The sequence below is a fragment of the Sphaerisporangium sp. NPDC051017 genome (assembly GCF_040683095.1).
In the GTDB taxonomy this organism is placed as follows: Bacteria; Actinomycetota; Actinomycetes; order Streptosporangiales; family Streptosporangiaceae; genus Sphaerisporangium.
Genome location: NZ_JBFBCI010000051.1, coordinates 38,771 through 62,849 on the forward strand (window position 1 = coordinate 38,771; position 24,079 = coordinate 62,849).

16 protein-coding genes and 1 pseudogene are annotated in these 24,079 nt (G+C 70.1%); 9 read left to right on the plus strand and 8 right to left on the minus strand.

Annotated features, from left to right (window positions below):
• Positions 1–34 precede the first annotated feature (34 nt).
• Entirely contained in the window at positions 35–727 is a 693-nt protein-coding gene (locus AB0M95_RS30910; RefSeq protein ID WP_363772100.1) for a GntR family transcriptional regulator, read from the plus strand.
• 86 nt (positions 728–813) lie between these two features.
• Here the strand turns inward: AB0M95_RS30910 and AB0M95_RS30915 are convergent, their stop codons facing one another.
• Together AB0M95_RS30915 and AB0M95_RS30920 are read right to left on the minus strand one after the other, a co-directional pair.
• Positions 814–2,109: an APC family permease gene (locus AB0M95_RS30915; RefSeq protein WP_363772103.1), complete on the minus strand. Its 1,296-nt coding sequence runs from the start codon at positions 2,107–2,109 to the stop codon at positions 814–816.
• 202 nt (positions 2,110–2,311) lie between these two features.
• Positions 2,312–3,214, minus strand: a complete 903-nt coding sequence (locus AB0M95_RS30920) for a LysR family transcriptional regulator (RefSeq protein ID WP_363772106.1) — start codon at positions 3,212–3,214, stop codon at positions 2,312–2,314.
• A gap of 107 nt (positions 3,215–3,321) precedes the next feature.
• Here AB0M95_RS30920 and AB0M95_RS30925 point away from each other — a divergent pair, with 107 nt between their 5' ends.
• From AB0M95_RS30925 to AB0M95_RS30935, 3 genes are read left to right on the plus strand one after another with little or no spacing between them, the layout of a single operon-like run.
• Complete coding sequence (locus AB0M95_RS30925; protein WP_363772109.1) at positions 3,322–4,485, plus strand: FAD-binding oxidoreductase; 1,164 nt, start codon at positions 3,322–3,324, stop codon at positions 4,483–4,485.
• A gap of 22 nt (positions 4,486–4,507) precedes the next feature.
• Positions 4,508–5,893 carry a VOC family protein gene (locus AB0M95_RS30930; RefSeq protein ID WP_363772112.1) on the plus strand — a complete coding sequence of 462 codons (1,386 nt, stop codon included), beginning with the start codon at positions 4,508–4,510 and terminating at the stop codon, positions 5,891–5,893.
• A 30-nt stretch (positions 5,894–5,923) separates the two neighbouring features.
• On the plus strand, positions 5,924–7,453 hold the full coding sequence (locus AB0M95_RS30935) for an aldehyde dehydrogenase family protein (protein WP_363772115.1): 1,530 nt from the start codon (positions 5,924–5,926) through the stop codon (positions 7,451–7,453).
• 108 nt (positions 7,454–7,561) lie between these two features.
• On the opposite strand, the pseudogene AB0M95_RS30940 reads toward AB0M95_RS30935, so the two are convergent.
• Positions 7,562–7,756 (minus strand): annotated as a pseudogene (locus AB0M95_RS30940) (helix-turn-helix domain-containing protein); the annotation flags it as partial.
• Positions 7,757–7,829: 73 nt separating this feature from the next.
• Between AB0M95_RS30940 and AB0M95_RS30945 the strand changes: the two are divergent.
• Positions 7,830–8,945, plus strand: coding sequence for a saccharopine dehydrogenase NADP-binding domain-containing protein (locus tag AB0M95_RS30945; RefSeq protein ID WP_363772118.1), 1,116 nt, complete (start codon positions 7,830–7,832; stop codon positions 8,943–8,945).
• Positions 8,946–9,459: 514 nt separating this feature from the next.
• Here AB0M95_RS30945 and AB0M95_RS30950 read toward each other — a convergent pair.
• The 3 genes from AB0M95_RS30950 to AB0M95_RS30960 all read right to left on the minus strand — a co-directional run bounded on the left by AB0M95_RS30950 (position 9,460) and on the right by AB0M95_RS30960 (position 14,073).
• Positions 9,460–10,737, minus strand: a complete 1,278-nt coding sequence (locus AB0M95_RS30950) for an alpha/beta hydrolase (RefSeq protein WP_363772121.1) — start codon at positions 10,735–10,737, stop codon at positions 9,460–9,462.
• 186 nt (positions 10,738–10,923) lie between these two features.
• Positions 10,924–11,577 (minus strand): response regulator transcription factor, encoded by a 654-nt coding sequence (locus tag AB0M95_RS30955; protein WP_363772124.1) that lies wholly within the window; start codon positions 11,575–11,577, stop codon positions 10,924–10,926.
• A 78-nt stretch (positions 11,578–11,655) separates the two neighbouring features.
• The gene (locus AB0M95_RS30960; RefSeq protein ID WP_363772127.1) at positions 11,656–14,073 is read right to left on the minus strand and encodes a histidine kinase; all 2,418 of its coding nucleotides are present in this window, start codon (positions 14,071–14,073) and stop codon (positions 11,656–11,658) included.
• Positions 14,074–14,269: 196 nt separating this feature from the next.
• Here AB0M95_RS30960 and AB0M95_RS30965 point away from each other — a divergent pair, with 196 nt between their 5' ends.
• Entirely contained in the window at positions 14,270–17,281 is a 3,012-nt protein-coding gene (locus AB0M95_RS30965; RefSeq protein WP_363772130.1) for a GH92 family glycosyl hydrolase, read from the plus strand.
• A 540-nt stretch (positions 17,282–17,821) separates the two neighbouring features.
• Here AB0M95_RS30965 and AB0M95_RS30970 read toward each other — a convergent pair.
• Positions 17,822–18,181, minus strand: coding sequence for an STAS domain-containing protein (locus AB0M95_RS30970; RefSeq protein WP_358526883.1), 360 nt, complete (start codon positions 18,179–18,181; stop codon positions 17,822–17,824).
• A gap of 848 nt (positions 18,182–19,029) precedes the next feature.
• Complete coding sequence (locus AB0M95_RS30975) at positions 19,030–19,899, minus strand: aminoglycoside phosphotransferase family protein (RefSeq protein WP_363772133.1); 870 nt, start codon at positions 19,897–19,899, stop codon at positions 19,030–19,032.
• A 498-nt stretch (positions 19,900–20,397) separates the two neighbouring features.
• Here AB0M95_RS30975 and AB0M95_RS30980 point away from each other — a divergent pair, with 498 nt between their 5' ends.
• The 3 genes from AB0M95_RS30980 to AB0M95_RS30990 all read left to right on the plus strand — a co-directional run bounded on the left by AB0M95_RS30980 (position 20,398) and on the right by AB0M95_RS30990 (position 23,783).
• Positions 20,398–21,573 (plus strand): histidine kinase, encoded by a 1,176-nt coding sequence (locus AB0M95_RS30980; RefSeq protein ID WP_363772136.1) that lies wholly within the window; start codon positions 20,398–20,400, stop codon positions 21,571–21,573.
• Positions 21,570–22,232, plus strand: coding sequence for a response regulator transcription factor (locus AB0M95_RS30985; RefSeq protein WP_363772139.1), 663 nt, complete (start codon positions 21,570–21,572; stop codon positions 22,230–22,232). The genes AB0M95_RS30980 and AB0M95_RS30985 overlap by 4 nt, the downstream gene beginning before the upstream one ends.
• Before the next feature lie 78 nt (positions 22,233–22,310).
• Entirely contained in the window at positions 22,311–23,783 is a 1,473-nt protein-coding gene (locus tag AB0M95_RS30990; RefSeq protein WP_363772143.1) for a serine hydrolase domain-containing protein, read from the plus strand.
• The last annotated feature ends 296 nt before the right edge of the window (positions 23,784–24,079 follow it).

The following is a 24,079-nucleotide window of genomic DNA, read 5'->3' on the forward strand; positions in this document are numbered from 1 at the left end:
ACGGCGGCAAGCTTTCGACATCGAGGGGGTTCGCATGTCCGGTCCGGTCGCAGCGGACACGTCGCCCATGGGGCTTCGACGCCACAGCCTGCGTGAGGACGCGGCCGATGCGATTCGGGCGCAGATCGTGTCCGGAGAACTCCGGCCCCAAACGCTCTACGCCATCGGCCGCGTCGCCCAGCAGCTGCAGGTTTCGATCACACCCGTCCGCGAAGCACTACTCGACCTGGCCAAGGAAGGGCTGATCGAGATGGTGCGCAATCGCGGCTTCCGCATTCGCGTGCTCACCGACGCCGAACTGGACCAGACCCTGCAGATCCGGCTCATGCTGGAAGTCGGCGCCGTCCGTGAGATCACCGCACAGGGCCTGGTCGATGATTTCGCCACCCTACGCGACCTCTCCGATCGCGCGCAAAAGGCCGCCGAAGCCGGCGATTGGGTCGGCCTCGTCGGCATCGACCGGGAGCTGCACCTGACGCTGCTGGGGTACCTCGGCAACCCCAGGCTGGTGGACATCGTCGGCCAGCTCCGCGACCAGGCGCGGCTCTACGGCTTCGACGGCATAGCCGGCACCCAGGGGCTCCTTGCCTCCACCCGGGAACACGACGAACTGCTCGACGCCATCGAAGCAGGCCGGGCCGAGGACGCCGCCCAGCTGATGAGCCGGCACCTCAAGCATGCCCGCGGGATCTGGGCAGGCATGGCCGAGAGCCGGTCAGCCGACTGAACGAACCGGCCTCGCGGCGAGGGGTGAACGGTGGTTCACCCCTCGCCGCGAGGGCGAACGATGGGCAAGGCCCTCTGGCGCGGCCGTCATGCCTCGCCGGAGGGTGCGGCCACGACCGGTCGCAGCCCCTGGATGGCCAGCACGACGAGCCCGACCAGCAGCCACCCGAGCCCGATCAGCTGGGCGTAACGGCTGGAAGAAGCCAGGATCGCGGCGGTGACCAGGCCACCCGCGAGCGGCACGACGAGGTGCGGGACCAGCCGGAATGCGCCCTTCCGCCGGAAGTAGGCGAAGACAGAGATGTGCAGCAGCAGAAACGCCGACAGCGCTCCCATGTTGACAAGGCTGGCGAGCACGGAGAGCCCGTCGGCGAACAGGGAGGCAGGCAGCGCGATCGCTATGGTGATCGCCGCCGACAGCAGGGTCGCCTTGACCGGTGTGCGCGTCCTGGCCGATATCACCCCCAGCGCGCGGGGCAGCCGGCCATCGGTGGACATCCCGTAGATCAGGCGGCTGCCGGCGGCCATACCGACCATGGCGGCGAACGCGGCACCGACGGCCTTGACGACACCGAGCGCGGTGGCGACCCAGGACGAGATCGAGGTTTGGACCGCGCTGTAGTAGGTGGCGCCCTGCAGCGCGGCGTCGGCCGTCAACTGCCCGGGGGTGACCGGGTTGATGAGCGCGCCGAGATAGGTCTGCACCACGAAGGCCGCGCCGACGATGACCAGGCAGGTCAACGTCGCCTTGCTGACCACGCTCGGGGTGCCCGCGTTCTCCTCGGCGAACGCGGTGATGGCGTCGAACCCCAGGAAGGAGAGCACCGCGATGGACACACCGTGCAGGACACTCATGATGTCGAGGCCGCCGCCGGCACCGGTCAGCGGGGAGAGGGCCGCGCGGGTGGCGCCCTTCGTGCCGAGGAAGTGGATGGCGCCGACCACGATCACCAGCAGGATCACGGCCTCGGCGACGATCACCGCCGCTCCGGCCTGTGAGGCGACCTTGGCGCCGACGAGATTGAGCCCCGTGGTGATGACCAGTGCCGCCGCCGTGAACACCCAGACCGGGATGGAAGGAATGAAAGAGTTCATGGCGAGGCCGGTCACCAGATAGCAGAGCCCGGGAATCAGGATGTAGTCCAGCAGGATCATCCAGCCCGCGATGAACCCGGTGCGGGGGCCGATGCCGGTGCTGGCGTAGGCGAACACCGAACCGGCTTTGGGTACCACGCGCGCCATCTGGGCGTACGACGCGGCGGTGAATCCCATGGCGATGCAGGCCACGATGTAAACGAGCGCGACAGCGCCGCCACTGACCGCGTCGATCGGACCGAAGACGCTCACCGGAGCCAGCGCACCGATCAGGAGCATTCCCAGCATGACCAAGTGCGAGAACCCGAGGTTGCGGCTCAATCCCCTCTTGCCATCGTATTGCGTGACAGTGCTCTGACTCACGGCCGGCCCTACCTTTCTCTGGATCGAGGTGTAAGGTATTACACCTCGCAAAGAACGGCAAGGGATCCCGGCAGCCGGACTGGGCAGCGGTCTGAGTGACGCCCTCGGTGCTCGCGGGGCACCGGAGTCATTCCCCGGCGGTGGCCAGCTTTCGGAGGACACCGATGAGCGCCGCCACCGTCGGACGGCTCTGCGCCGTGGCGCGCACGATGACGACAATGTGCCGCTCGAATCGCTCGGTAAGGTCGACGACCCGGAACCGGGACGGCCGCAGCCGGAGCATGAGGTCCGTGACCGGGGTGATCCCGACGCCCGCCTCGACGAGCGCGAGGGAGGCGGCGGTGTCGGTGACCTGGTGGCGGACGTGGGGTTCGACCCCCGCGCGCCGGCAGACCGTAAGGATCGCCTGCCCGTAGTGGGTGCCGAGGTCCGGCAGGATCCAGCCGAGATCACGGGCGTCGGCCAGGCCGATCTCCCGGACTCCGGACAGCACGCCTTCGGGCAGGGCGAGTGAGAACCGTTCTCGCAGCATACGGATCAACCGCAGCGCGGGGTCGCGCGGGATCGGCACGTCGGGATAGTCCAGTCCGAGGGCGAGGTCGACCGACCCGGCGGCGACCGCGTCGTAGACCTCGTCGACCACCATTTCCCGGCTGTGCACGGTCAGGTCGGGGTGCTCGTTCTGAGCGCGCGCGAGGGCGAGTGGCAGGATCTCCGCGGCGGCGGTGGCGAACAGGCCCACGTGCAGCACGCCCGAGACCGTGTGGGTGGTGCGTTCCAGGGCGGCGACGGCGTCAGCCGCGATGCCCAGCATCCGCTCGGCGTGGGCGGCGAGTGCGCGACCAGCGTCGGTGAGTTCGACCCGGCGTCCCACCCGGCGCAGCAGCGCCATCCCGGCGGCCCGCTCCAGCGCCCCCAGTTGCTGGGAGACCGCGCCTGGCGTGTAGCCGAGCGCGTCGGCTGCCGCGGTGATCGTGCCCCGGCGTGTCAGTTCGACCAGTGAGCGCAGCTGCGCGCTCGTCCATTCCATTTAAGGATTCTAAATAATTCATGGAAAGAAGTGTCAATAGACGTGAACGATCTCGGGACTCACCATGGGGGAGGTCGTCCAGGCACTCCAGGAAAGGGTCGCTTTCGATGTCCCGAACTCCACTGCCCGATAGCGCCTCCGTCGTCGTCATCGGCGGTGGTGTGATCGGCACCAGTATCGCGTTCCATCTCGCCGAAGCGGGCGTCACCGACGTGGTCCTGCTCGAGCGGGGAGAGTTGGGCTGTGGTTCGACCTGTCGCGCCGCGGGCGGGGTGCGCGCCCAGTTCTCTGATAAGCTCAACATCGCACTGGGGGCGCGCAGCCTCGAAGCGTTCACCCGGTTCGGCCGGCGGCCTGGGCAGGAGATCGACCTGCACCAGGTCGGTTACCTGTTCCTGCTGTCCACTCAGGACGATGTCGCGGCATTCGAGCGCGATGTCAAGCTGCAGAACGAACTCGGCGTGACAAGCCGGATGATCGACGTGAACGAGGCGCGGCGGCTCTCGCCGGTGATCGACACCGAGGGAGTGCTGGCGGCGGCGTTCTCGCCTGACGACGGGCACTGCACTCCGGAGTCGGTGGTGCTGGGGTATGCCAACGCTGCGCGGCGGAGGGGCGCGGCCCTGCGTACCGGCACGACGGTGCTCGGCCTCGAACGATCAGGCGATCGAGTGACCGCGGTGGTCTCCGACCAGGGAAAGATCGCGACGGACACCGTCATCTGTGCCGCGGGCGCCTGGTCGGCCGCGATCGGCGACATGGCCGGCGTCGAGTTGCCGGTCCAGCCGTTGCGACGGCAGGTGATGTTCACTGAGCCGATGCCCGACCTGCCGCCGGTGGTGCCCTTCACGATCGACTTCGCCACATCGTTCTACTTCCACCGGGAGGGCCGGGGCCTGCTGCTCGGCATGTCCGATCCGGACCAGGAACCAGGATTCCACCTGGATTACGCGGAGGACTGGTTGCCGCGCCTGGGCGAGGCGATCGAGAGGCGCGCGCCGCGGTTGCTGGACGTCGGCCTGAAACCCGGTTGGGCCGGGCTGTACGAGGTCACCCCGGATCACAACGCTCTGCTCGGACGGGCCGAGGAGACGGTCAACTTCCTTTATGCCACGGGCTTTTCCGGACACGGTTTCCTGCAGGCGCCGGCCGTCGGCGAGGTGATCCGGGACCTCTACCTGGAGCGCGAGCCATTCCTCGACGTGAGCCCACTGAGCGCATCGCGGTTCGCGCCGGGAGCGTTCACCCGGCCTGAAACGCACATCGTGTGATCCGCGAATCGAGAGGAAAGCAGTGACGACCATCAGGCAGTGGCAGTTGCGCGCCGAGTTCGCGCGCCGGCTGTCCGATATGTACGGCCGCGAAGTGCCCGCCTACACCACGTTGGTCGACGTCTCCCGCGAGGTCAACGCCGCGGTGCTGGAGCGATCGGGCGCCGAAGCCGAGCGGCTCGGCTCGATAGCCCGGGTGACCGCTGAGCGGCATGGAGCGATCCGGGTCGGCACACCGACGGAATTGCAGCAGGTTGCCCGGATCTTCGGCGCCCTGGGCATGCACCCGGTCGGTTTCTACGACCTGCGTGAGGCCGCTACCAGCGCGGTGCCGGTCATCTCGACGGCCTTCCGCCCGATCGAGGCGGACGAACTGGCCCGTAATCCGTTCCGCGTGTTCACCTCCTTGCTCACCCCCGGGGACCCGCGGTTCTTCGACGATGATCTGCGGGCCCGCCTGGCGAACTTCCTGGCCGGACGTGAGCTGTTCCCGCCGGAGCTGATCGATCTCGCGGACCGGGCCGAACGGGAGAAGGAGCTGCCGCAGGCCCAGGCCGAGCGCTTTGTGAACCTGGCGGTGGGGTCGTTCGCGCTGTCGGGTGAACCCGTCGACAAGGCGTGGTACGAGACGCTGGAACAGGTGTCGGCTGTCGCCGCCGACATCGGTGGGGTGCGCAGCACCCACATCAACCACCTCACCCCGCGCGTGCTCGACATCGACGAGTTGTACCGCACGATGACCGAACGCGGTATCGAGATGATCGACGCGATCCAGGGCCCGCCACGCTGGGAGGGACCGGATGTCCTGCTGCGCCAGACATCCTTCCGGGCCCTGGCCGAACCACGCCGGATGCGCCTGGCCGACGGAAGCGTCACCACCGGAGCACTGCGGGTCCGGTTCGGTGAGGTGGAGGCGCGGGGAATCGCGCTGACCCATAGGGGGCGCGCGCGCTATGACCTGCTTCTCGAGGAGACCGACCGGCGTGCCGCCGAGTCCGGGTGGGACGAAGCCGCGCGAACCGTGTGGCGGGAGGGTTTCCCCGGCACCGAACGCGGCCTCATCGACGAAGGGCTGGCGTTCTTCACCTATCGCCTGCGTGACGACCGGCCTCGCCACGGACAGCCACCGACGGGTGTGACCGGCCTGCTTGATCAGGGCTGGCTGCGGGCCGAGCCGATCGTCTACGAGGACTTCCTGCCCCGCTCGGCCGCCGGGATCTTCCAGTCGAACCTCAGCGGCGAAGGAACGCGGGACAACACCCGCGAAGGCGTCCGGTACGACCTGGACTGGTTGGCAGGGGAGATCGACCGGGACATCCACGACCCGTTCTCGCTCTACGAACAGCAGCAGAGCGCATCGATCGCCGAGGTCGCCAAGGCACTCGACCTCGCCGGCGAGCTCGGATGATTTCTCTTCGCGCCTTGGAAAGGACCACTGATGTCAGATAACACCCTGCTCAGCACCGACGCGATCCGGGAGCGGGCGCTGGGCGCCCTCCGGCGCGTCGGCATCACGGCACCCGAAGGCACTGGCCTCACCGCACGCACTCCGATCACCGGCCGGCCACTGTTCGAGCTCGCCGCTACCACCGCGGAACAGGCCGAACAGGCGGTCACCGAGGCGGAGACGGCATTCCGCACTTGGCGGACCACACCCGCCCCTGTCCGAGGAGAGTTGGTGCGGCGGCTCGGTGATCTGCTGCGCGAGCACAAGGGCGATCTCGCCGACCTGATCACCGTGGAGGCGGGCAAGATCCGCTCCGAGGCGCTCGGTGAGATCCAGGAGATGATCGACATCTGCGACTTCGCTGTCGGTCTGTCGCGGCAGCTCTACGGCCGCACGATCGCTTCCGAGCGCCCCGGCCACCGGCTTGCCGAGACCTGGCATCCGCTCGGCGTCGTGGGCGTCATCTCGGCGTTCAACTTCCCGGCGGCGGTCTGGTCCTGGAATACCGCCATCGCCCTGGTCTGTGGTGACACGGTGGTGTGGAAGCCATCGGAGCTGACCCCATTGATCTCGCTGGCGTGCAGCCACCTGCTGGACCGTGCGGCCGCTGAGGCCGGCGCGCCTCGCGAGGTGCACCGGCTGCTGCTGGGGAACCGCGGCATCGGAGAGAAGCTCGTCGACGACCCGCGGGTCGCCCTGATCAGCGCGACCGGCTCGACCCGGATGGGGCGCGAGATCGGGCCGAGGGTGGCTGCCCGGTTCGGACGCAGCCTGCTCGAACTGGGTGGCAACAACGCCTCGATCGTGGCCCCGTCGGCCGATCTCGAGCTGGCTCTGCACGGCATCGTGTTCGCCGCCGCCGGTACGGCCGGGCAGCGGTGCACGACCCTGCGCCGGCTGATCGTGCAGCGAGACCTCGCCGACGAAGTGGTCGACCGGCTCACCGCCGCCTACCGGAAGCTGCCCATCGGTGACCCGTTCGCCGACGGCACTCTCGTCGGACCGCTGATCACCACCGCGGCCGCCGAGGGCATGCGTCACGCCCTCGCCTGGGCGGAGGCCGAGGGCGGCAAGGTCCTCGTCGGCGGCGGTCGGCGGCTGGCGGACGAGGCGCCGGACGCGGCCTACGTGGAGCCCGCCCTTGTCCGGATGCGGGAGCAGACCGCAGTGGTGCGCGAGGAGACCTTCGCCCCCATCCTGTACGTGCTGACCTATGACGACTTCGACGAGGCGATCGCGCTGAACAACGCTGTGCCGCAGGGACTGTCGTCGTCGGTGTTCACCCGGGACCAGCAGGAGGCCGAGCTGTTCGTGGCGGCGGATGGATCCGACTGCGGTATCTCCAACGTCAACATCGGCACCTCGGGCGCGGAGATCGGTGGCGCATTCGGCGGTGAAAAGGAGACCGGTGGCGGGCGAGAATCCGGTTCGGACGCCTGGCGCGCCTACATGCGCCGTGCCACCACCACGGTCAACTACTCCAGCCGGCTGACGCTGGCGCAGAACGTCAGCTTCCTCTGACGCGACAACGAGAAACCGCCACGGCCGGGTCAGCGGGCCGCGGCGGTTTCTCGTCCTATGCGCTCCCCGGGCTGAAGGCCCGGGGTTCCGCCTGTGCCGCTTGTCGGGGAAGTAGCGGAAGTAGGAGCGCCGGGTGAGTCCGGCCCGCTCGGCGATATGGCTCACTGTCACGTTGTCGTAGCCGCGCTCCAGGTACAGCTCGACAGCCGCCCGCTTCAGGCGCTCCTCGGCACCCGGATCCCATCTCGCACAGGTCGATGGTAATGGGTGATGTCGCACCGTGTCATCAGTGGTAGCCTGCACTCACGACACGCTGTGTCATCACTGAGGGGTACCCATCCCCGGTGCGGCCCGGAGCAGGCAGGGAGACGCTCACATGACGAAGACCAGCAAGACCGGCGGGACGACTGGCGGGAGCAGGACGAACGACGAGGTGTGGATCGTCGGGGCCACGGGCCGTGTCGGCCGAGGCGTGACCGCGCGACTGGCCGCGCGGGGGCTGACGGTCGTGCCGGTCGGGCGCAGCCGGGAGCGGATGGTCTCCGCCGGGTCCGAAGCCGGTCTGCCCAGGAACGCGAAGGTGGTCGTCGCCGACTCGGCTGAGCGGATCGCGGACGAGATCGCCCGGGAGCGCCCGCGGGTGGTGGTGAACACGATGGGCGCCTACGCCGCCACGGCACCGATGATCGCCCGTGCCTGCATGCCCGGCGGCCACTACGTCGACCAGGCCAACGACGTGGCCGCCGTGGAGGGGCTGCTCGCCCTGCACGACGAAGCGGTGCGGGCGGGCAGCACCCTGGTCACCGGCGCCGGATTCGGCGTGCTGGCGACCGAGGCGGTGGTGGCGAAGCTGTGCGAAGGCCGGCCCACGCCGCACCGGGTGCGGGTCGACGCCGTGGCCTCGGTGGGCGTCGAGGCGGGCGTACTCGGTGCCGCCTTGGCGACCGGCCTCGTGGACATGCTCACCGCCGGCGGACGGCGGTACGAGAACGGGCGGCTGATAACGTCGCGCCTCGGCGCGGACCCGCAGCAACTCGCCTTCCCGGACGGGGAGTCGGCGAAGTCGGGAGGTGCCGCGTCCGGCGACCTCGTCGCGGCGCATGCGATGAGCGGAGCACCGTTCGTCACCGCCACTTCCGCTCTCGTGCCGAGCGCTCCGCTGATACGTGCCCTGCTCCCGCTGCTCGGCCGCCTGTTGTCCGTTCCGGCGGTGGGACGCTTCACCGTCGACCGGCTCGGCCGGGTCAAGGCGAAGGCCACACCCCGTCCGCGCAAGCACTCCTGGGGGCACGCCGTCATCGAGTGGGCGGACGGCACCCGGCACGAGGGATGGCTCCGCGCCGGCGACGGCATGGACTTCACGGCCGACGTCACCGCCACCGTCACCGAACTGCTGGCCCGCGGTGTCGGCAGCCCCGGCGTCTGGACACCGGCAGCCGCCTTCGGGCCCGACCTGGCGACGACCGCAGGCGGCACCTTCGTACTGGACTGAGGAGCACCGATGCCCGCCGTCCGGCGGCTGCCGGGGCCTCGGCGAGTGCCCGCGACAACCGCCGGCGCGCACACGGCGGCGGACTCCAGCAAGGCGCTCCAGGACGGCGTGGACGTGGTCCTGGATCCGCTGGGCGCCGATTACAGTCCCCGCTTGCTCACCCTTCTGCCGCCAGGCGGGATCGACATCGAGGCGAGCTGCCGCAGCCGCTGGTCGATGTCTCCGCGGCCAATTCGCTCACTTTTATGGCCGCCAACCAGGAACCGGTGTCCGTCAGCCGCGACTTTCCTGTCCGCTGATCAAGAGTTCCACGTGACCGCTCTCAGAGCGTGACGCCTGTGACCAGAGGCCGCCCGGCAGCACGTACAGAAGCACACCCGACTCAAAGACCTGTTGCGAGCGGCGGTCTCCTCGTCCCAAGGTGTGTGCTTGGTCATTACGGTGACCTACCCGCCACCGGGCGACTTGTTCCGGCAATTCCATCCAGATGCGTACTTGTCGGTGTATCCCCTGGCTAGCGGGGCGGGGTGGGCGACGTGTATGCGGGCAAGGGCAGCGGCCGGTCAAGGAGGAAGGACTCCAGCAGCGCGGTGTACGTGGCCGGCTGGTCGGCGGCGATGGGGTGACCGGCGCCCTTGATGTAGACCAGCGTCGACGAGGGAAGGGTACGCCGGTAGTCGTACGTCGCCTCCCACTTGATGAAGTCGCACTCACCCCGCATGATCAGAGCGGGTACGCGAACATGCCGCAACCGGGGACGGGGATCGGCCACCTGCTGGAAATCCGCGCTCGTGACCTGGTTGACGTAGAAGCCTTGGCGGTTCTCGTGGGGCGTCCTCGGCGGCGTGCCGGGGCATGAGGCGGTGTCCTTCCCGACGAGTGCCAACTCGTGGAATCTGGCGTCGGCTTCGTCGTCGCCGACCAGCGCGTGGGCGGCGCGGGGGTTGATGCCGAGGAGGAGGAACGCCGCGAGCAGCCGCGGGGCGGAGGCCAGCTCGTCGTACCGCTCCTTCTGGGCGGGCGTGAGCCGGTCCCACGGCTCGCCGTCGCCGCCGGGCAGCGCGCCGGGCCACAGGGCTCCCGGTGCGGAGAAGACGACCTTGGCCACGTGCTCCGGATGCGCGGCGAGGTACTGGGCCGCCAGCGACCCGCCCCATGACTGGCCAACGATGATCAACTTGTCGGCGCCGATGGTACGGCGGATCGCCTCGAGGTCGGCGACATGCCTGGCGACGGTGTAGCCCGTGACGTCGGAGAGCCGGGTGGAGCGTCCCGCGCCAAGCTGGTCGTAGGCGTACACCTCGAAGCCTTTCGCCGCCAGGACCTTGCCGGCCGCGGGTACCCCCTCACCGGGGGTGCCTGGACCGCCGTGAAGGAACACCACCGGCGTTGGCCTGGCTTTGCCGTTGGCGGGGGCGTGGACGTACGCGATCCTGGACCCGGTGGGCAGATCCCAGTAGAGGACGCCCGGGGCGGTGGAGGCCGGGCCGGGGATCGGTCCGGGCCGGAAGACGGTGACGGACGCGAGCCCGGCGAGCGCGAGCGTCAGGCCGACCGCGAGAAGGATCGCGGCCCCGCGGCCCCGGCGCGCCCCGATCAGGTGAAACGCCGGCCAGGCGAGGAGGAACCCCGAACCGGTGGCCGCCACCAGCCCGGCGGCCGCGAGCACCGGTACGGCGGCCGTCATGGCCGCGGTGCCGAGAAAGCCGGCGACACCGGCGAGCGGAGCCACCACGACACCGACGAGAAGGAGAACGCCACCGATCGCGCGGCGCGGGAGGTTAGATGCCATGCGCGTCACGCTAGAAGCACGCAGAGGACCTTTCTTGGCACTCCGGAACGAGATTCCCCAGGTCGCCACCCCGCCGCACGGCGGATACCCACCCCGCTCCACGGCGGACGCCCACCCGGTGACCACGGGCGGCGGCTCACGCTGGTAGGGCAGAGGTGGGTGATCTCGTGCCGGTCGCTGGTCGTGTCAGGGGACGCCGGGACGGACGAGGCCGGTCTCGTAGGCGACGATCGTCGCCTGCACCCGATCCCGTACGCCGAGCTTCCCGAGAACCGCCGCGACATGGTCCTTCACGGTCGCGGGGCTGATGCCGAGCACGGCTGCGACCTCGACGTTCGTCAGGCCGCGTGCCACCTGCCGGAGCACCTGCGTCTCGCGGGGGGTGAGCACGCCCAGCCGGTCGGTGTCGGCCGGCCCGGGTCCGGTGGCGAAGTGGTCGATCAGGCGACGGGTCACGGAGGGGTCCAGCAGAGCGTCGCCCCGCGCGACGAGCCGGACCGCGTCGATCACCCGCTCGGGGTCGGCGTCCTTGAGCAGGAACCCGGCGGCACCGGCGCGCAGGGCCGCGAACACGTACTCGTCGAGATCGAAGGTCGTCAGGACGACCACGCGGATCGAGGGGATCGCGGCGCTGATCCTGGTGGTCGCGACCAGCCCGGTGGCGCCCGGCATACGGATGTCCATGAGGACGACGTCGGGACGGAGTGAGGTGGCGAGGGCGACGGCGGCCTCACCGTCCGCCGCCTGGCCCACGACTTCGAGGTCGGGCTCCGCGTCCACGATGGCCGAGATCCCCGCGCGCACCACAGCCTGATCGTCGGCGATCAACACACGGATCACGAGTCGGGCACCCTAACCTGCACCTTGGTCACGACAGGGACACCTCCGGCGGTCACTGCACCACGGCTGCCCTCGGGGTCACGGGACGAATGTCTCTGGCAGCCATACCCGTATCGTGCCGTCGTGGTCGGTCATGAGCCTACCGTCGCAGGCGTCGAGCAGGACGCGCAGTCGCCGACCCAGGGAGGGGTCGACGGACATTGGACCTGACGACAGTGTGACGCCTTCGCCGGGAAAGGTCACCGTGACGGTGTCTCCGCTCGCGAGCAGTTCACCGGCGACCTGATAGGCGGCGACCTCGACTGCAGGCGGTAGCGGGCTGCGCGTACCGACATAACGGGCCACGGCACCCCGCCGGGCCGCCAGGGCGGCGATGCCGTCCACGGTGGGAGGCGGGTCGTCACCGTCGTCCAGACTACGCAGTTCCGCCAGGAGCTTCCGCAGCGCGGCCAGACCTGCCCTGGCCTCGGCCAGCACGGAGTCGAGGCGGCCCGCGTCGGCCTCCTCGATCACGTTCTGGGCGTGCCGCCGTGCCGTGCGGCGCAACCCGTCGGCGATCCGCCCGCGCTCGGCCGATGCCGCTGAGGCGGCGTCACGGTCGAGCAGGTCGCGACCCTGTGCGGTGGCCGCGCCGCGCCGTCGTCGCCGCGCGGCGACGTACATGCCGAGCGCCCACACAGCGACGCAGGGGATCGCCAGTGCGGTGGTGAGGACCGCCCATACCGCCGGCCGGTTGCCGTGGATGCCGTCTCCGGCGGCGAGCACAAGCCCGCCGACGCCCGCGACGGCGAGGGGCGCCGGCCAGCCCCGAGCGCCCGTACGGTGGACGCCGATCGCGTAGAGCAGCGCCAATTCCACCCACCAGGACCACAGGAAGGTGTCGCTGATACGAGGTCCGGGCCAGCCGGCCAGATCGAGGCCGAGCCAGACCACGAGGGTGGCGAGCGTGACGGTCAGGCCGCGGCGCGCCGCGTTCCTCCGCCACCACAGGGGGAGAGCGTGCAGCGCGAACAGCGTTGCCAGCAGCAGGCCCGGTAGCGGCGAGGCGAAGGCATCCGGATCGTCACCCGGCGCAAGCCCCGCGCCGAGGGACAGCGCGATGGCGAGTACGACCAGCGCGGCGTCGAGCGCAGCCGCCCCCCGCCAGTGCTCCCGGCGTGGAGGCGGTGTCGAGCGGGGGGAGGAGGCGATGGGGTCGTAGGGCAGGTGGGCTCGTACTTCCCAGCCGTGCTTCGCCGGGCCCGCTGTGAAGGAACCGCCGAGGCGTGACACCGCTGAGCACAGCCCGGCCAGTCCGTTTCCCGTGCCGAGGCCGGGTGCGGCGGCCGTACCGCCTCGGTCGGTCACGGTGACGACAAGCCCTCCGTGGGTGCTCTCGACGCGGACCCGTGACGCGCCCGAGGCGTATCGCATCGCGTTCGTCAGAGCCTCGCGCACCACCTTGTAGGCGACGGCGCCGACCTCTGGAGGGGCGGTCACGGCCGTGCGCAGGTAGTCGAGGCGCCCGTGTCGGGCGACCAGCGCGTCGATGTCCGCCAAGACCGGGGTGTCGTTCAGGGGCGCGGTGCGGTTCGAGCTCGTGAACCGGCTCGGACGCTCGGTGTGGTTCAGCGTCGCGGTCGGGTTCAGGCCGGTGGTCTGGTTCGGGGGCTTGGTGTTCTTCGGGGGCATGGGACCGGGCGAGGCGACGAGGCGGTCCAGTTCGGTCAGGGCCTGGCGTCCGGCGTCGGCGGCGTGACCAATGGCCTCAGCGGCGAGCCGTGGGTCCCCGAGGCGGGTCGCGGCGGCCGCGGACACGACGATCCCGGTGAGCCGGTGCGCCGCCACGTCGTGCAACTCCGCGACGAGTCGTTCCCGTTCGGCGTCCGCCGCGAAACGCGGTATCGATGAGGCCCTCGCGTGATAGGCGGCGACCGCCGACCGGCCCGCCCGCCTGCGCCGCCTCGACCTGCCCGCCACCCAGAGCATCGCGGCGGCGCCGGCCACCAGCAGCGTGATCCCCGCGACGGTCCTCAGGGCGGCGTCGGCGGCTGTGGCGACCACGGCGGCCACCAGCGAGGTCGCCGTGGCTCCGGCGGCGGCGACCCCGGCCGTATGGTGAACGGCCAGGGAGTACAGCGCCAGGGTCACCGCGAGTGGCCATACCACGGCGGTGCCGCCCGTGCCGATGCCGAGCAGGGCTGCCGCGAGGATGCCGCCGAGTGCCCACTCGGGCGCGACGCGCCGCAGGACGAGCGCTACGCAGGCAAGGGTGGTGCTCAGCGTCACGAGCACGATCCGCGCGGTGCCGTGGGTGACCCCGGAGAAGTCCGGGGCGAGCACCTGAGCGACCGTCGCGGACACGTCCGGCGATGCCGATACGAGCACCTGCGTGACGGCGAGGAGCGTGGGCAGCAGCGTGTCCTGCCATCTCCACTTCCGCACGGGTTCGTGCGGGAGGGCAACAACACCGGGGGTCGGCGGCACGTCGCGCCGCTCCGCCTCGCCCTCCCTCACACCGTCAAGCGTATGGGCGAGGGACCGTGCAGCAGACCCCGGATGGCCGAGCGGATCAGCGTGATGGTGTCCTGAGCGGCCACCGCGTCATAGATTCGGCGCGCTGTCCGGCACCCGCCGCCTGTTGCGCATGTCGACGCCTGTGCTTACGTAGGCGTTCACGTTCCGGTCGGAGCGCATCGATGAAGATCTTTGCGTGCTTTCTGCCCGTTCATACCTTGCCATCGCGTTCGCCGGCCTGGCCGTCGGAGCCACCGTGAGCCCCGTGCCCGCAGCCGCCGACCCTTTACCCGCCAAGGTCTCCAACCCCGTCCGCTACGTCGACCCGTTGATCGGTTCGGCCAACGGCGGCAACACCTACCCCGGCGCCGTCCGGCCGTTCGGAATGATCTCGTGGAGCCCGACCAACACCGCGGGCGACCAGACCAACGCCGCCGGAGCCAACGGGTACGCCCATGGCACACCACGCACCCGCGGGTTCGCGCTGACGCACGTCAACGGCGCGGGCTGCCATCCCGGGGCCGCGGGAGACATCCCGATCATGCCCTACGTGGGCGAGGTCACGTCCTCGCCGACGGCGGACACCAAGGACGCCGTCTATGCCGGCACCTTCAGCCACGCCAACGAGACCGCTAAGCCCGGCCGGTACACCGTCACGCTCGACTCCGGCGCGCGGGCCGACCTCTCCGTCACGACCCGGGCGGGAATCGGGGAGTTCTCCTTCCCCCAGGGCGCCCCGGCCAACCTGCTGTTCCGCGTGTCCAACTCGCTCAACGGCAGCGAGGACGCGGAGATCACGATCGACCCGGACACCCGTACGGTGACGGGCTCGGTGCTGACCGGCGCCTTCTGCGGCCGCCGGGCCAACGGCGGGGTGAACAACAGGAAGAGCTACTACCGGCTGCACTTCGTCGCGTCGTTCGACCGCGCCTTCTCCGCCACCGGAACCTGGGTCGACGGCGAGCTGCGCCGAGGCGCCACGACCGCGCGAGGCGGCGAGGGCTACGCGACGGGCGCGGACCGCGCAGGCCGCGGATCGGGCGGATACGTAAGCTTCGACACGGCTTCCGACGCCGACGTCCGAGTGAAGATCGGCATCTCGTACACGAGCCTGGACGCGGCCAAGCGGAACCTGGCGCGTGAGATCAAGCCGAACGACGATGTCGCCTCCGTGGCCGCCGACGCGACCCGGGACTGGAACAAACAGCTCCGGTCGATCGAGGTCGCCGGTGGGACCCCGGACCAGCTCACCACCTTCTACACCGCGATGTACCACTCCTATCTCGAGCCCAACATCGCCAGCGACGTCGACGGGACCTACCTCGGCAGCGACCAGCGAGTGCACCTGCTGGCCCCCGATCAGCGGGCGCAGTACGGCAACTTCTCCGGCTGGGACCAGTACCGCGCCCACACCCAGCTTCTCGCGCTGCTCGAACCCCGGGTCGCCGGCGACTTCGCGCAGTCGCTGTACAACCTCGCACAGCAGAACGGCGACGTGTGGGACCGCTGGGTGCACGTCAACGGCCCCACCCATGTGATGACCGGCGACCCGTCGGCCCCGACCCTGGCCGGCTTCTATGCGCTCGGCGTCCGCAACTTCGACGTGCGCGGCGCCTTCGACTCCCTGGTGCGGCAGGCGACCGTACCGGACCCGGCGGGCCTGTCCGACAAGGGCTGCCCGGGGCAGTGCGAAGGTCAGCGCCCCAACCTGGCGGAGTACCTGCGGCTCGGCTACGCCCCGCAGGGCACCTGCCACTGCTGGGGCGGCGCGGCCGAGACCCTGGAGGACTCGGCGGCCGACTTCGCGCTCGCGGACTGGGCCGAGCGTCTCGGACGAACAGCCGACCACGACGCGCTGATGCCCAGGGCGAGCTGGTGGCGCAACACCTTCAACCCATCGGCCGCGGGCGAGGGCGGATACCAGCAGGCCCGCAAGGCCGACGGCACCTGGCTGTGGCCGTTCTCCACGACCTCCGAGACCGGTTTCGCCCAGGGCACCAGCGCGACCTACACCTGGATGGTGCAGCACGACGTGTCAGGCCTCGCCGCCGCCATGGGCGGCAGGCAGCGGGCGGCCGAACGGCTGGACGCGTTCTTCCACCGCCCGAACGGGTCGTGGGCGACCGGCGGGGACGGGTTCCGCTACGACCCGACCAACGAGCCGGGCATCCACGCGCCGTGGCTCTACAACGCGCTCGGGCAGCCGTGGAAGACCCAGGAGACCGTGCGCGCGATGGCGTCCCTCGTTTACAAGACGGGGCCTGGCGGCCTGCCCGGCAACGACGACCTGGGCACGATGTCCGCGTGGTACGTCTTCGCCGCGCTCGGCATGTATCCGCAGACGCCCAGCCGCGCCGAAATGCTGCTGTCGAGCCCGATGTTCCCGAAGGCATGGATCAAGCGCGGCGACGGGCCGACCATCACGGTGACCGCGCCGAAGGCCTCGCCCGAGGCCGTCTACGTCCAGGGGGTGCGGGTCGACGGCAGGTCCTCCACCCGGTCATGGCTGCCCGAGTCCTTCGTCAACGGCGGCGGCGACCTCGTCGTGGAGGTGGGTCCGGCACCGAACAAAGAGTGGGCCACGGACGCCGGCGACCTTCCGGTCGACCACGTGCCCGCCGCGGACACACCGGTGCCGAACCTGCCGGGTCCGTGCGTGGCATCCGGGTCGTACTGCGCCCAGGAACTGCAGTACGACGTGGACGGCGTGGCCACCGCGGACGCCAAGGCCCAGGGCAACCTGGACGGAAAGGGCTGGAGCTTCCCCGCCGAGCAGCTGCCCGCTCCCGGCGTGCGCACCGTCGTCGGCCGCGACTATGTGATCCCGCAAACGGCGGGCACCGCGGGGAACTTCATGAGCTTGCGCGGCCAGCGGACCTATCTCACCCCGGGCCGCTACGCGGCCCTCGACCTGCTCGTCACGGCCGTGAACGGAGACCAGCAGACCGACGTCATCATCACCTACACCGACGGGACGACGTCGACAGCCCCGCTGAAGGTGACGGACTGGGCGAGCCCGTCACCGCGTTTCGGAGAGGAAACGGCGATCACGGCCGGCACCCGCTACAACGTGAACGGCACCGCCGACGGCCGCGCCGTGCGCATCTGGCATGTCGCCCTGCCCGTCGACCCGGCCCGTGAAGCCGCGTCGTTCACGAGCGCCGCGACCGCCAACCTCAAGGTGTTCGCCCTCAGCACCCGGGGCTGAGACCGGGAGCCCCTCGCCGCGACCGTGTCGTGGCGAGGGGCCGCCTCCCCGACCGCGATCGTCGGCGCGCTGAAAGTGGACGCAGACCTGGTGAAGCTCTTTCGGGGGTCCCAGAGCTCGCCCGCGAGCCTTCGCGACATCGCGCGGGCCGGCGGCCACCTGGCCACCGCAGACACCCCCCGAAATCGGACCAATACTGAAGTACGCGACCGGGCTCGCCTCGGATTCCGCGAAAGATCTGCAAGAAGCCGACGAAGACCCCACTGGCCAGGCTCAACACGCTCCCAAGCCACCCCGGTGGGGCCGCTTCAAGCCGTCGGGGCCCGTCCCCGCCGGTGCTACGGCGTGCCGCCCCTGATCGAGCACTTGAGGACACTGCGGTCACACACGGGACCTGCGGAGCGCCCGGTGCCGTGAAAGTGCCGCGCCGGGTGAGGGAAGCGGCCCGAAGAAACGGACCGGTCGAAAGACCGGCACCGCGCTGCCTCATGATCGAATGCAAATCATCTGTTCTGAATTGAATAATTTATCTGTGCTGAATCAAGGCGCCCGCCACGGTGGGCGCGCCTCGCACGAGACCGGGGCATCGGTCACAGCGGCGAAGTAGGCGGCCGTCTGGGTGATGTCCAGGACACGGCGCAGCAGACCATGGACGTTGACCAGCGCCACGGTTCCATGGACCTGGCCTAACGCATCAACAGCGTGCAGCAGCGCCTCCAGGCCGTGGGAATCGCAGAAGCGAAGTCCGGCGGCGTCCACCACCAGGTGCCGGCAGCCGACGCACAGCGCCGCCTCCACGGCGTCGTCCAGGTGAGGGCACGAGGCCACGTCCAGGTCCCCGGCCAGGGCGAGAACGGTGCGATCTTGCCGGTGAGACATCTGGATCGCCAAAGCGGTCATGATCCGATCCGATCCGATCCACGAGTGCCGGGTGCCAGGCGATGCCGCTCGAAGACGAGCGCGGACACCCGTTCTCACGCCCAGGCTTTCTGATTCGATTAGCGAATCGTAGTTATGTCGTGGCATACTGTCACCAGCACGCCCGGCGCCCAGGCGACGTCGGGCACCCTCCCCGGTCAGGCCGTGCACGCCTGACCGGTCAGCGTCCGGAGGGACGTGCTCAACGGGCCGGCGGCTCCGGTTGCCGGCACCAGGGCACGAAGACGATCGGTGAATACCGGGCAGCTCGTTGTGCCTTGATTCTGTGTGACGCACAGGATCGCTAAGCCAATCAGAGACGCTATGCCACCGCCGAATTGTTCTTGCAAGGCATCAAGGGCGGCGGCCGTGGCCCCGCGGCCGCGCGCCCTTCCTGCTGATCCTCGGCGACACCCGCTCCAACCACCGCCCGCCCTGGCCACCCTCGAGCGCCTGGCCGGCATGGACCGCCACGCGTACTGGCTGAACCCGGTGTCGCGCGCCCAGTGGGACACCGGCGACTGTGTGGCCACCTCGTACGGCACGGTGGTCGAGATGCACGAATCAGTGACAGCACCCAACGCCTGCAACGTAGGCCGGACTCCAATTACAAAGAGTTACTTTGGCTGGTGACATGGACCCTAGCGGGGGCCGTCACCGTAGGCGCCAGGAACGCCCGCCCAGTCGCGGCGTGTGCACGGGCAGGTCGTGGCCTAGCGCGGTATCCACAGCCGCCACATCATCCCAGTGGATCACATTGCGCGTGCTGTAAACCTGTGGCGCGCTTACGAGGCCATCCTTGCACCAGGGCGACCGTCGAGCCGTCCAGGTCAGCCCTTCATCCCCTGGCGCCACCGGTCGAGAGCGGCCTCGGCCCGGGCGGCCTCGCCTGGGAAGCCGCGCACCTTGGCGAGCATCCACAGCGCTCCCTGAAGGCGGCGCGCCCGCAAGAACGGCCGCAGCTCCGCGCCGTCGGGGTCCGCGCCGTACGCCCGCAGTGCCGCGCGCCCGTCGAGCCGCCCCGTGCCACGCAGGCAGGCCAGGTCCCAGCCCACCGGCCCGGCGCAGGTCTCCTCGAAGTCGATCCAGCGCCACCCGGCGGGCGTGGCGAGCAGGTTGCCCGGGTGCGCGTCGCCGTGCAGCGCCTGGGTGGGACCGTCCATCGCGCTCAGCTCGGCGGTCACCCGGCCGAGGTCGTCGCGCAGCTCGGCCAGGGTCTCGGCGCCGGCTCCGGGCATCGGGTCCAGCCGGTCGAGCAGGTGGGCGGTCTCGTCCAGCGCCGGGCCGAGGTACGGCAGTCCGCCCGGATACCCGCGCAGAGCGTCGTGCAACTCGGCGAGAAGGCGGCCCGCCACGGCGGCGTCCGGGCGCGCGCCCAGGTCGTGCTCGGCGTACGCCCAGAAGGAGACGGCGTATCCGTCCCGTTCGAAGGGCCCAGGGGGCAACAGGTCGCTCGGCGGGACGACCGGCGCGCCCCTGCTCGCGAGGTAGGAGACGACGGCGACCTCGCGGGCCAGCGCCTCAACGGGGCGCAGGCGGCCGAGCGCGGTGACGGTCGGGACGCGCGCCACGACCGGGGCGGGCCGGAGGTGCACCCGCAGGTTGAACGAGTCCTTCAGGATCTCGGGCTCGGTGACGCGCACGCCGCGGCGAACGGCGATCGACACGGCGGCGGCCACTGCCGCTTCGGCGGAGATCACATGGAGATTGTGCCGCTACCGGAGTGACGGCGCGTCAACCACTGCAGCCGCCTAACTGCCACGCTGTCGGTAGAGCACCCACCCCTCGAGAGAATCAACCGATGCGTGACCTGCCCACCCAGCCCGCCACTGCCGAGCGATTGAAGGTTCTGGATCGGGCGCCGGCCCGGTTCTCCTCCCAACCGGCCCGAATCGCCGACCTGCCGCCAACGCCCCTGGCGTACCTGACCGCCGAGATTCACACTGCGCCCGCTGCGCGACAAGGACACCATCGAGAAGGGATGCCGGCGAGACCCCTGAACCGGGGAAGATCGGCGGGCCGCCCAGCTACCGTTGCTGCGCTTCGACGGCTCGGCGTTCGATGAGGCAGCTCATCGACGGGCTTCGCCGGCGGGTTCGTGGCTGGGCGCCAGAATCGGCCTGCCCGTTGCTGGCTATCCTGTGGCACGTCGAGCCAGGCACGGCTCCCCACCACGAGCCCACCGGAAGGCGACGACCGTGACAGCCTCCCAGCGCCGGAGCACATGGCCGGTGACGACGGTGGTGGTGCACGTGGTCCTGGCTCTCCTGACGGTGATCATCCTGGCGGGCGTCTGGCACCTCGGCGCGGACCTGTGGCAGATCTTCGCCGCGGCGGGTGCTGCCGTCCTGCTCCATGTGGGAGCGGTCGTGGCCCATCGACGGCCTTGGGTGGGGTACGCGATCGGCGCGCTGGCAATGCTCGTCCTGGTGATGACGCCCTCCCTGGGTTGGTCACCGAGCATGCTGCCCTCGGCTGTGTGCTTCCCCCTCACGTTGTGGCGGCTGACCAGCCTGGTCTCGGTCAGGTCCTCGGTGGTTGCGTTGGCCGTCGCCGCGCTCGGGATCGTCCTCACCGAGCTGGTGGCGTGGGCCCGGCCGCCCCCTGACATCCCTGGGTGGACCCGCCTGGTCGAGGGCGGGCTGCTGATGCTCCTGGTCGGCGGTGTGTGGCTTGCGGCCCTGCTGGTACGTCGCAGGCACGAGGCCGGCCGGCGAGCCGAGAGCGAACGACTGGCCGCGGCGGTCGCGGACGAACGGGCCGGCATCCGCCGCGACCTGCACGACGTGATCGCCCACACGGTCACCGTCATGGTCGCGCGGATCGAGGCCGCGGCGGTGACGACGGCGGATCCGGCGACCCGCCGCGAACTCGGCGACATCGCCGAGGTCGGCCGGGACGCCCACCAAGGTCTGCGAGCGATGCTGGCCACCTTGGGCCCGGCCACCGTGGCGCCGCGCGCCGATTCCCGGCCCAGAGAGGTCCCGATCTCGCTCGATGCCCTCCCTGACCTCGTGGCCTCGGCGGCGAGCCCGCTCCATGCGATGACGTTCGCGGAGGTGGGTAAGCGACGGCCACTGAGCCTGAGTGCCGAGGTCGCGGCGGTCCGGACCGTGCAGGAGGGCATCACCAACGCGCTGCGCCACCTCGAACCACCGGTCGAGGTGACCGTTCGCCTGCGCTGGACCCCGGCCGAGGTGGTGGTGGAGGTGCGCGACGACGGCGGCAAGGCGCTTCGCGATGTCGGCAGCCAGGGGACCGGCTTGATAGGGATCGAGGAACGTGTGCGTACCGCAGGCGGCACCCTGTCGATCGACGACGGGGACGACGGGTGGGTGCTGCGGGCGCGGCTCCCCACGAAGGAGGGGGCATGACCGGGATCCATGTCATGCTCGTCGACGATCAGGAGTTGCTGCGGGCCTCGCTCCGTACGGTGCTGTCGGCCGACGAACGCATCGAGGTCACCCACGACGTCGCGAACGGCAGCGCCGCGATCGAGGTCGTCCGGCGGCACCGCCTCGACGTGGTACTGATGGACATCCGCATGCCGCGCATGGACGGGGTCGCCGCCACGGCGGAGATCGTCAGGATCGCACCGTCGACCCGGGTGCTCATGCTGACGACGTTCGATGATGACGAACTGGTCGTGGCTGCCATCCGGGCCGGCGCGAGCGGCTACCTGACCAAGGACGTCCGGCCCGCCGCCCTGGCCCAGGCCGTGTGTGACGTCGCCTCCGGGACGTCGGCGCTCGCCCCGGGGGTGGCCGCGACGATCCTCGATCTCGTACGGCAGGTGCCGATGCGGAGGACGGCAGCCCTGGACGGCCTCACCCCACGCGAGGTCGAGATCTTCGGCTTACTCGCCCGCGGCAGGTCCAACAGCGAGATCTGCGCGGAACTGGTGCTGAGCGAGAACACGGTGAAGTCGCACGTCCGGGCCATCCTGCAGAAACTGGACCTGCGCGACCGCGTGCACGCGGTGATCCACGCGTACGAGAACGGGCTTGTGGGTCGCAACGATCTGCCTGACTGAGATTCCATCCTGCCGGGTGGTGCCGTCTCACCCCTTGGGGTGATGTCGGCCGGTGACGCCCGGCCTAGGTTCGACGTCGTGCATTTCCTACGTCTGCGCTTTCCTCGTGTGACCTCCCTCCTCGTCCTCGGCGGTGTGCTCGTCGCCGTGCTGCTCGGCTGGACGGCACCGGCCCATGCCACCGGCGAACGACTGGTCGACGACTACCGCTCCGTCTACGGTACGCCGGGTGTCGCGGCGGCCGTGATCGACGGGTCGTCGGTCGAGACGATCGTCCGCGGCCAGGACGGGGACGGCAACGCGGTGACGGCGCGGACTCGGTTCCGGATCGCGTCGATGAGCAAGTCGATGACGGCTGCGGCGATCATGCTGCTGGTCGACCGTGACCGCGTCTCCCTGGACGACCCGGTCATCAAGGTCCTGCCCGACTTCAGGATGGCCGATCCGCGCTTCACCGGGATCACCGTGCGCCAGGTCCTCAGCCACACCTCGGGGCTGTCGAACAGCACGAACAACGAGTACGTGTTCCCGCCTCCGCGCGGCGCGCAGGAAATCGTGGCCGGGCTGGCCGACAAGACCCTGGCCGCCGATCCGGGCACCCGCTCGGAGTACCACAACACCAACTACTCGATCGCGGCGAGGATCGTCGAAGTGGTGTCGGGGAAGTCCTTCGACGCCTTCCTCCACACCGAGCTGTTCAGGCCGCTGGGCATGACCGGCACCAGTTCGACGCTGGGGTGTTCCGATCGTGCCGAGGGCCTGCCGTCCGGGTACGAGGTCGTTCTCGGGGTTGCCGTCGCGGCACCGGAGATGCCGGGAATCTGCGTCGGCAACGGCGGGGTGATCTCGACCCTGGACGACATGGTGCGGTGGCTGCGGTTCAACCAGGGAACCTTCGGGGCGGACCTGCTGAGTGCCGGCTCCCTGGCCGAGTTGCACACCGTCCAGCCGAAGGCCGGCGACTACGCCCTGGGCTGGCGGTCCCGCCCCGTCGCGGCAGACGCCCCGCCGTCGGTGATCGGCCACGGCGGAACACTGGCGACGTGGACCGGGGACATGGTCTTCTCGCCCAAGACCGGTGTGGCCGCCCTCGTCCTCACCAACAGCGGCGGCGATCCCAGCCTGCTCTCGACCAACCTTCTCGCCGAACGGATCGGGGCACCGGCAACGCCGATGAGCAACCCGCTCACCGTCGTGAACGCGGTCCTGCTCGGGCTCACGGTGGGGATGGCCGCACTGCTGGTCACCGCGGCCGTCCGAGCGCGCCGCTGGGCCTCGCGACGCCGCGCGGCGCGCCGGCCGAGGCTGGTTCTGCGGCTCGTGCCCCTTGCCCTGGTGACGGTGCTGGGCGCGGTGCTGCCGACGCTGATCTGGGGGGCGTTCAGCTTCCAGTACTGGATCGTCACCGCCTGGCTGCTGCCGCTGCTGGCGCTCTTCTGCATCACCTGCTGCGTGCTCGGGGCGGTCGCACTCGGCCGTCGCCTCTGGTGCTTCCGCCGCGCCGGTCAGGCGACCTTCGCACCGGTACGGCCGGCCACGGCGGACAGCTGACCTGGGCGGGAACCTGGCCGGAGCCGCCAAGGACTGAGGATTCATGAGGCGTTGCCGGTCAGAGTCCGTCGTTCTCGGCCCAGTGGTTCTTGACCGCCGGGCCACCATGCCGGATTCGCCCTGCAACCGCACGGGCCCGTTCGGAGTCGTGATCACGTGGCTGGGAAAGGATTGGACGGGGTGATGCTCGGGCTTGTAGCTTGCAGTTGACCGTGACACCGCCCGAGGAGGTGAGACCCATGAACGCTGTATCGATGTGGGTGCTCCCCCTTCCCGTCACGGCCGGCGATTGAGGT

What these genes read in the sequence shown, in the direction of transcription:
- AB0M95_RS30910 (WP_363772100.1), top strand. Translation starts at nt 35, where the DNA reads ATGTCCGGTCCGGTCGCAGCGGACACGTCGCCCATGGGGCTTCGACGC.
- AB0M95_RS30915 (WP_363772103.1), bottom strand. Translation starts at nt 2,109, where the DNA reads ATGCTGGGAATGCTCCTGATCGGTGCGCTGGCTCCGGTGAGCGTCTTC.
- AB0M95_RS30920 (WP_363772106.1), bottom strand. Translation starts at nt 3,214, where the DNA reads ATGGAATGGACGAGCGCGCAGCTGCGCTCACTGGTCGAACTGACACGC.
- AB0M95_RS30925 (WP_363772109.1), top strand. Translation starts at nt 3,322, where the DNA reads ATGTCCCGAACTCCACTGCCCGATAGCGCCTCCGTCGTCGTCATCGGC.
- AB0M95_RS30935 (WP_363772115.1), top strand. Translation starts at nt 5,924, where the DNA reads ATGTCAGATAACACCCTGCTCAGCACCGACGCGATCCGGGAGCGGGCG.
- AB0M95_RS30945 (WP_363772118.1), top strand. Translation starts at nt 7,830, where the DNA reads ATGACGAAGACCAGCAAGACCGGCGGGACGACTGGCGGGAGCAGGACG.
- AB0M95_RS30950 (WP_363772121.1), bottom strand. Translation starts at nt 10,737, where the DNA reads ATGGCATCTAACCTCCCGCGCCGCGCGATCGGTGGCGTTCTCCTTCTC.
- AB0M95_RS30970 (WP_358526883.1), bottom strand. Translation starts at nt 18,181, where the DNA reads ATGACCGCTTTGGCGATCCAGATGTCTCACCGGCAAGATCGCACCGTT.
- AB0M95_RS30985 (WP_363772139.1), top strand. Translation starts at nt 21,570, where the DNA reads ATGACCGGGATCCATGTCATGCTCGTCGACGATCAGGAGTTGCTGCGG.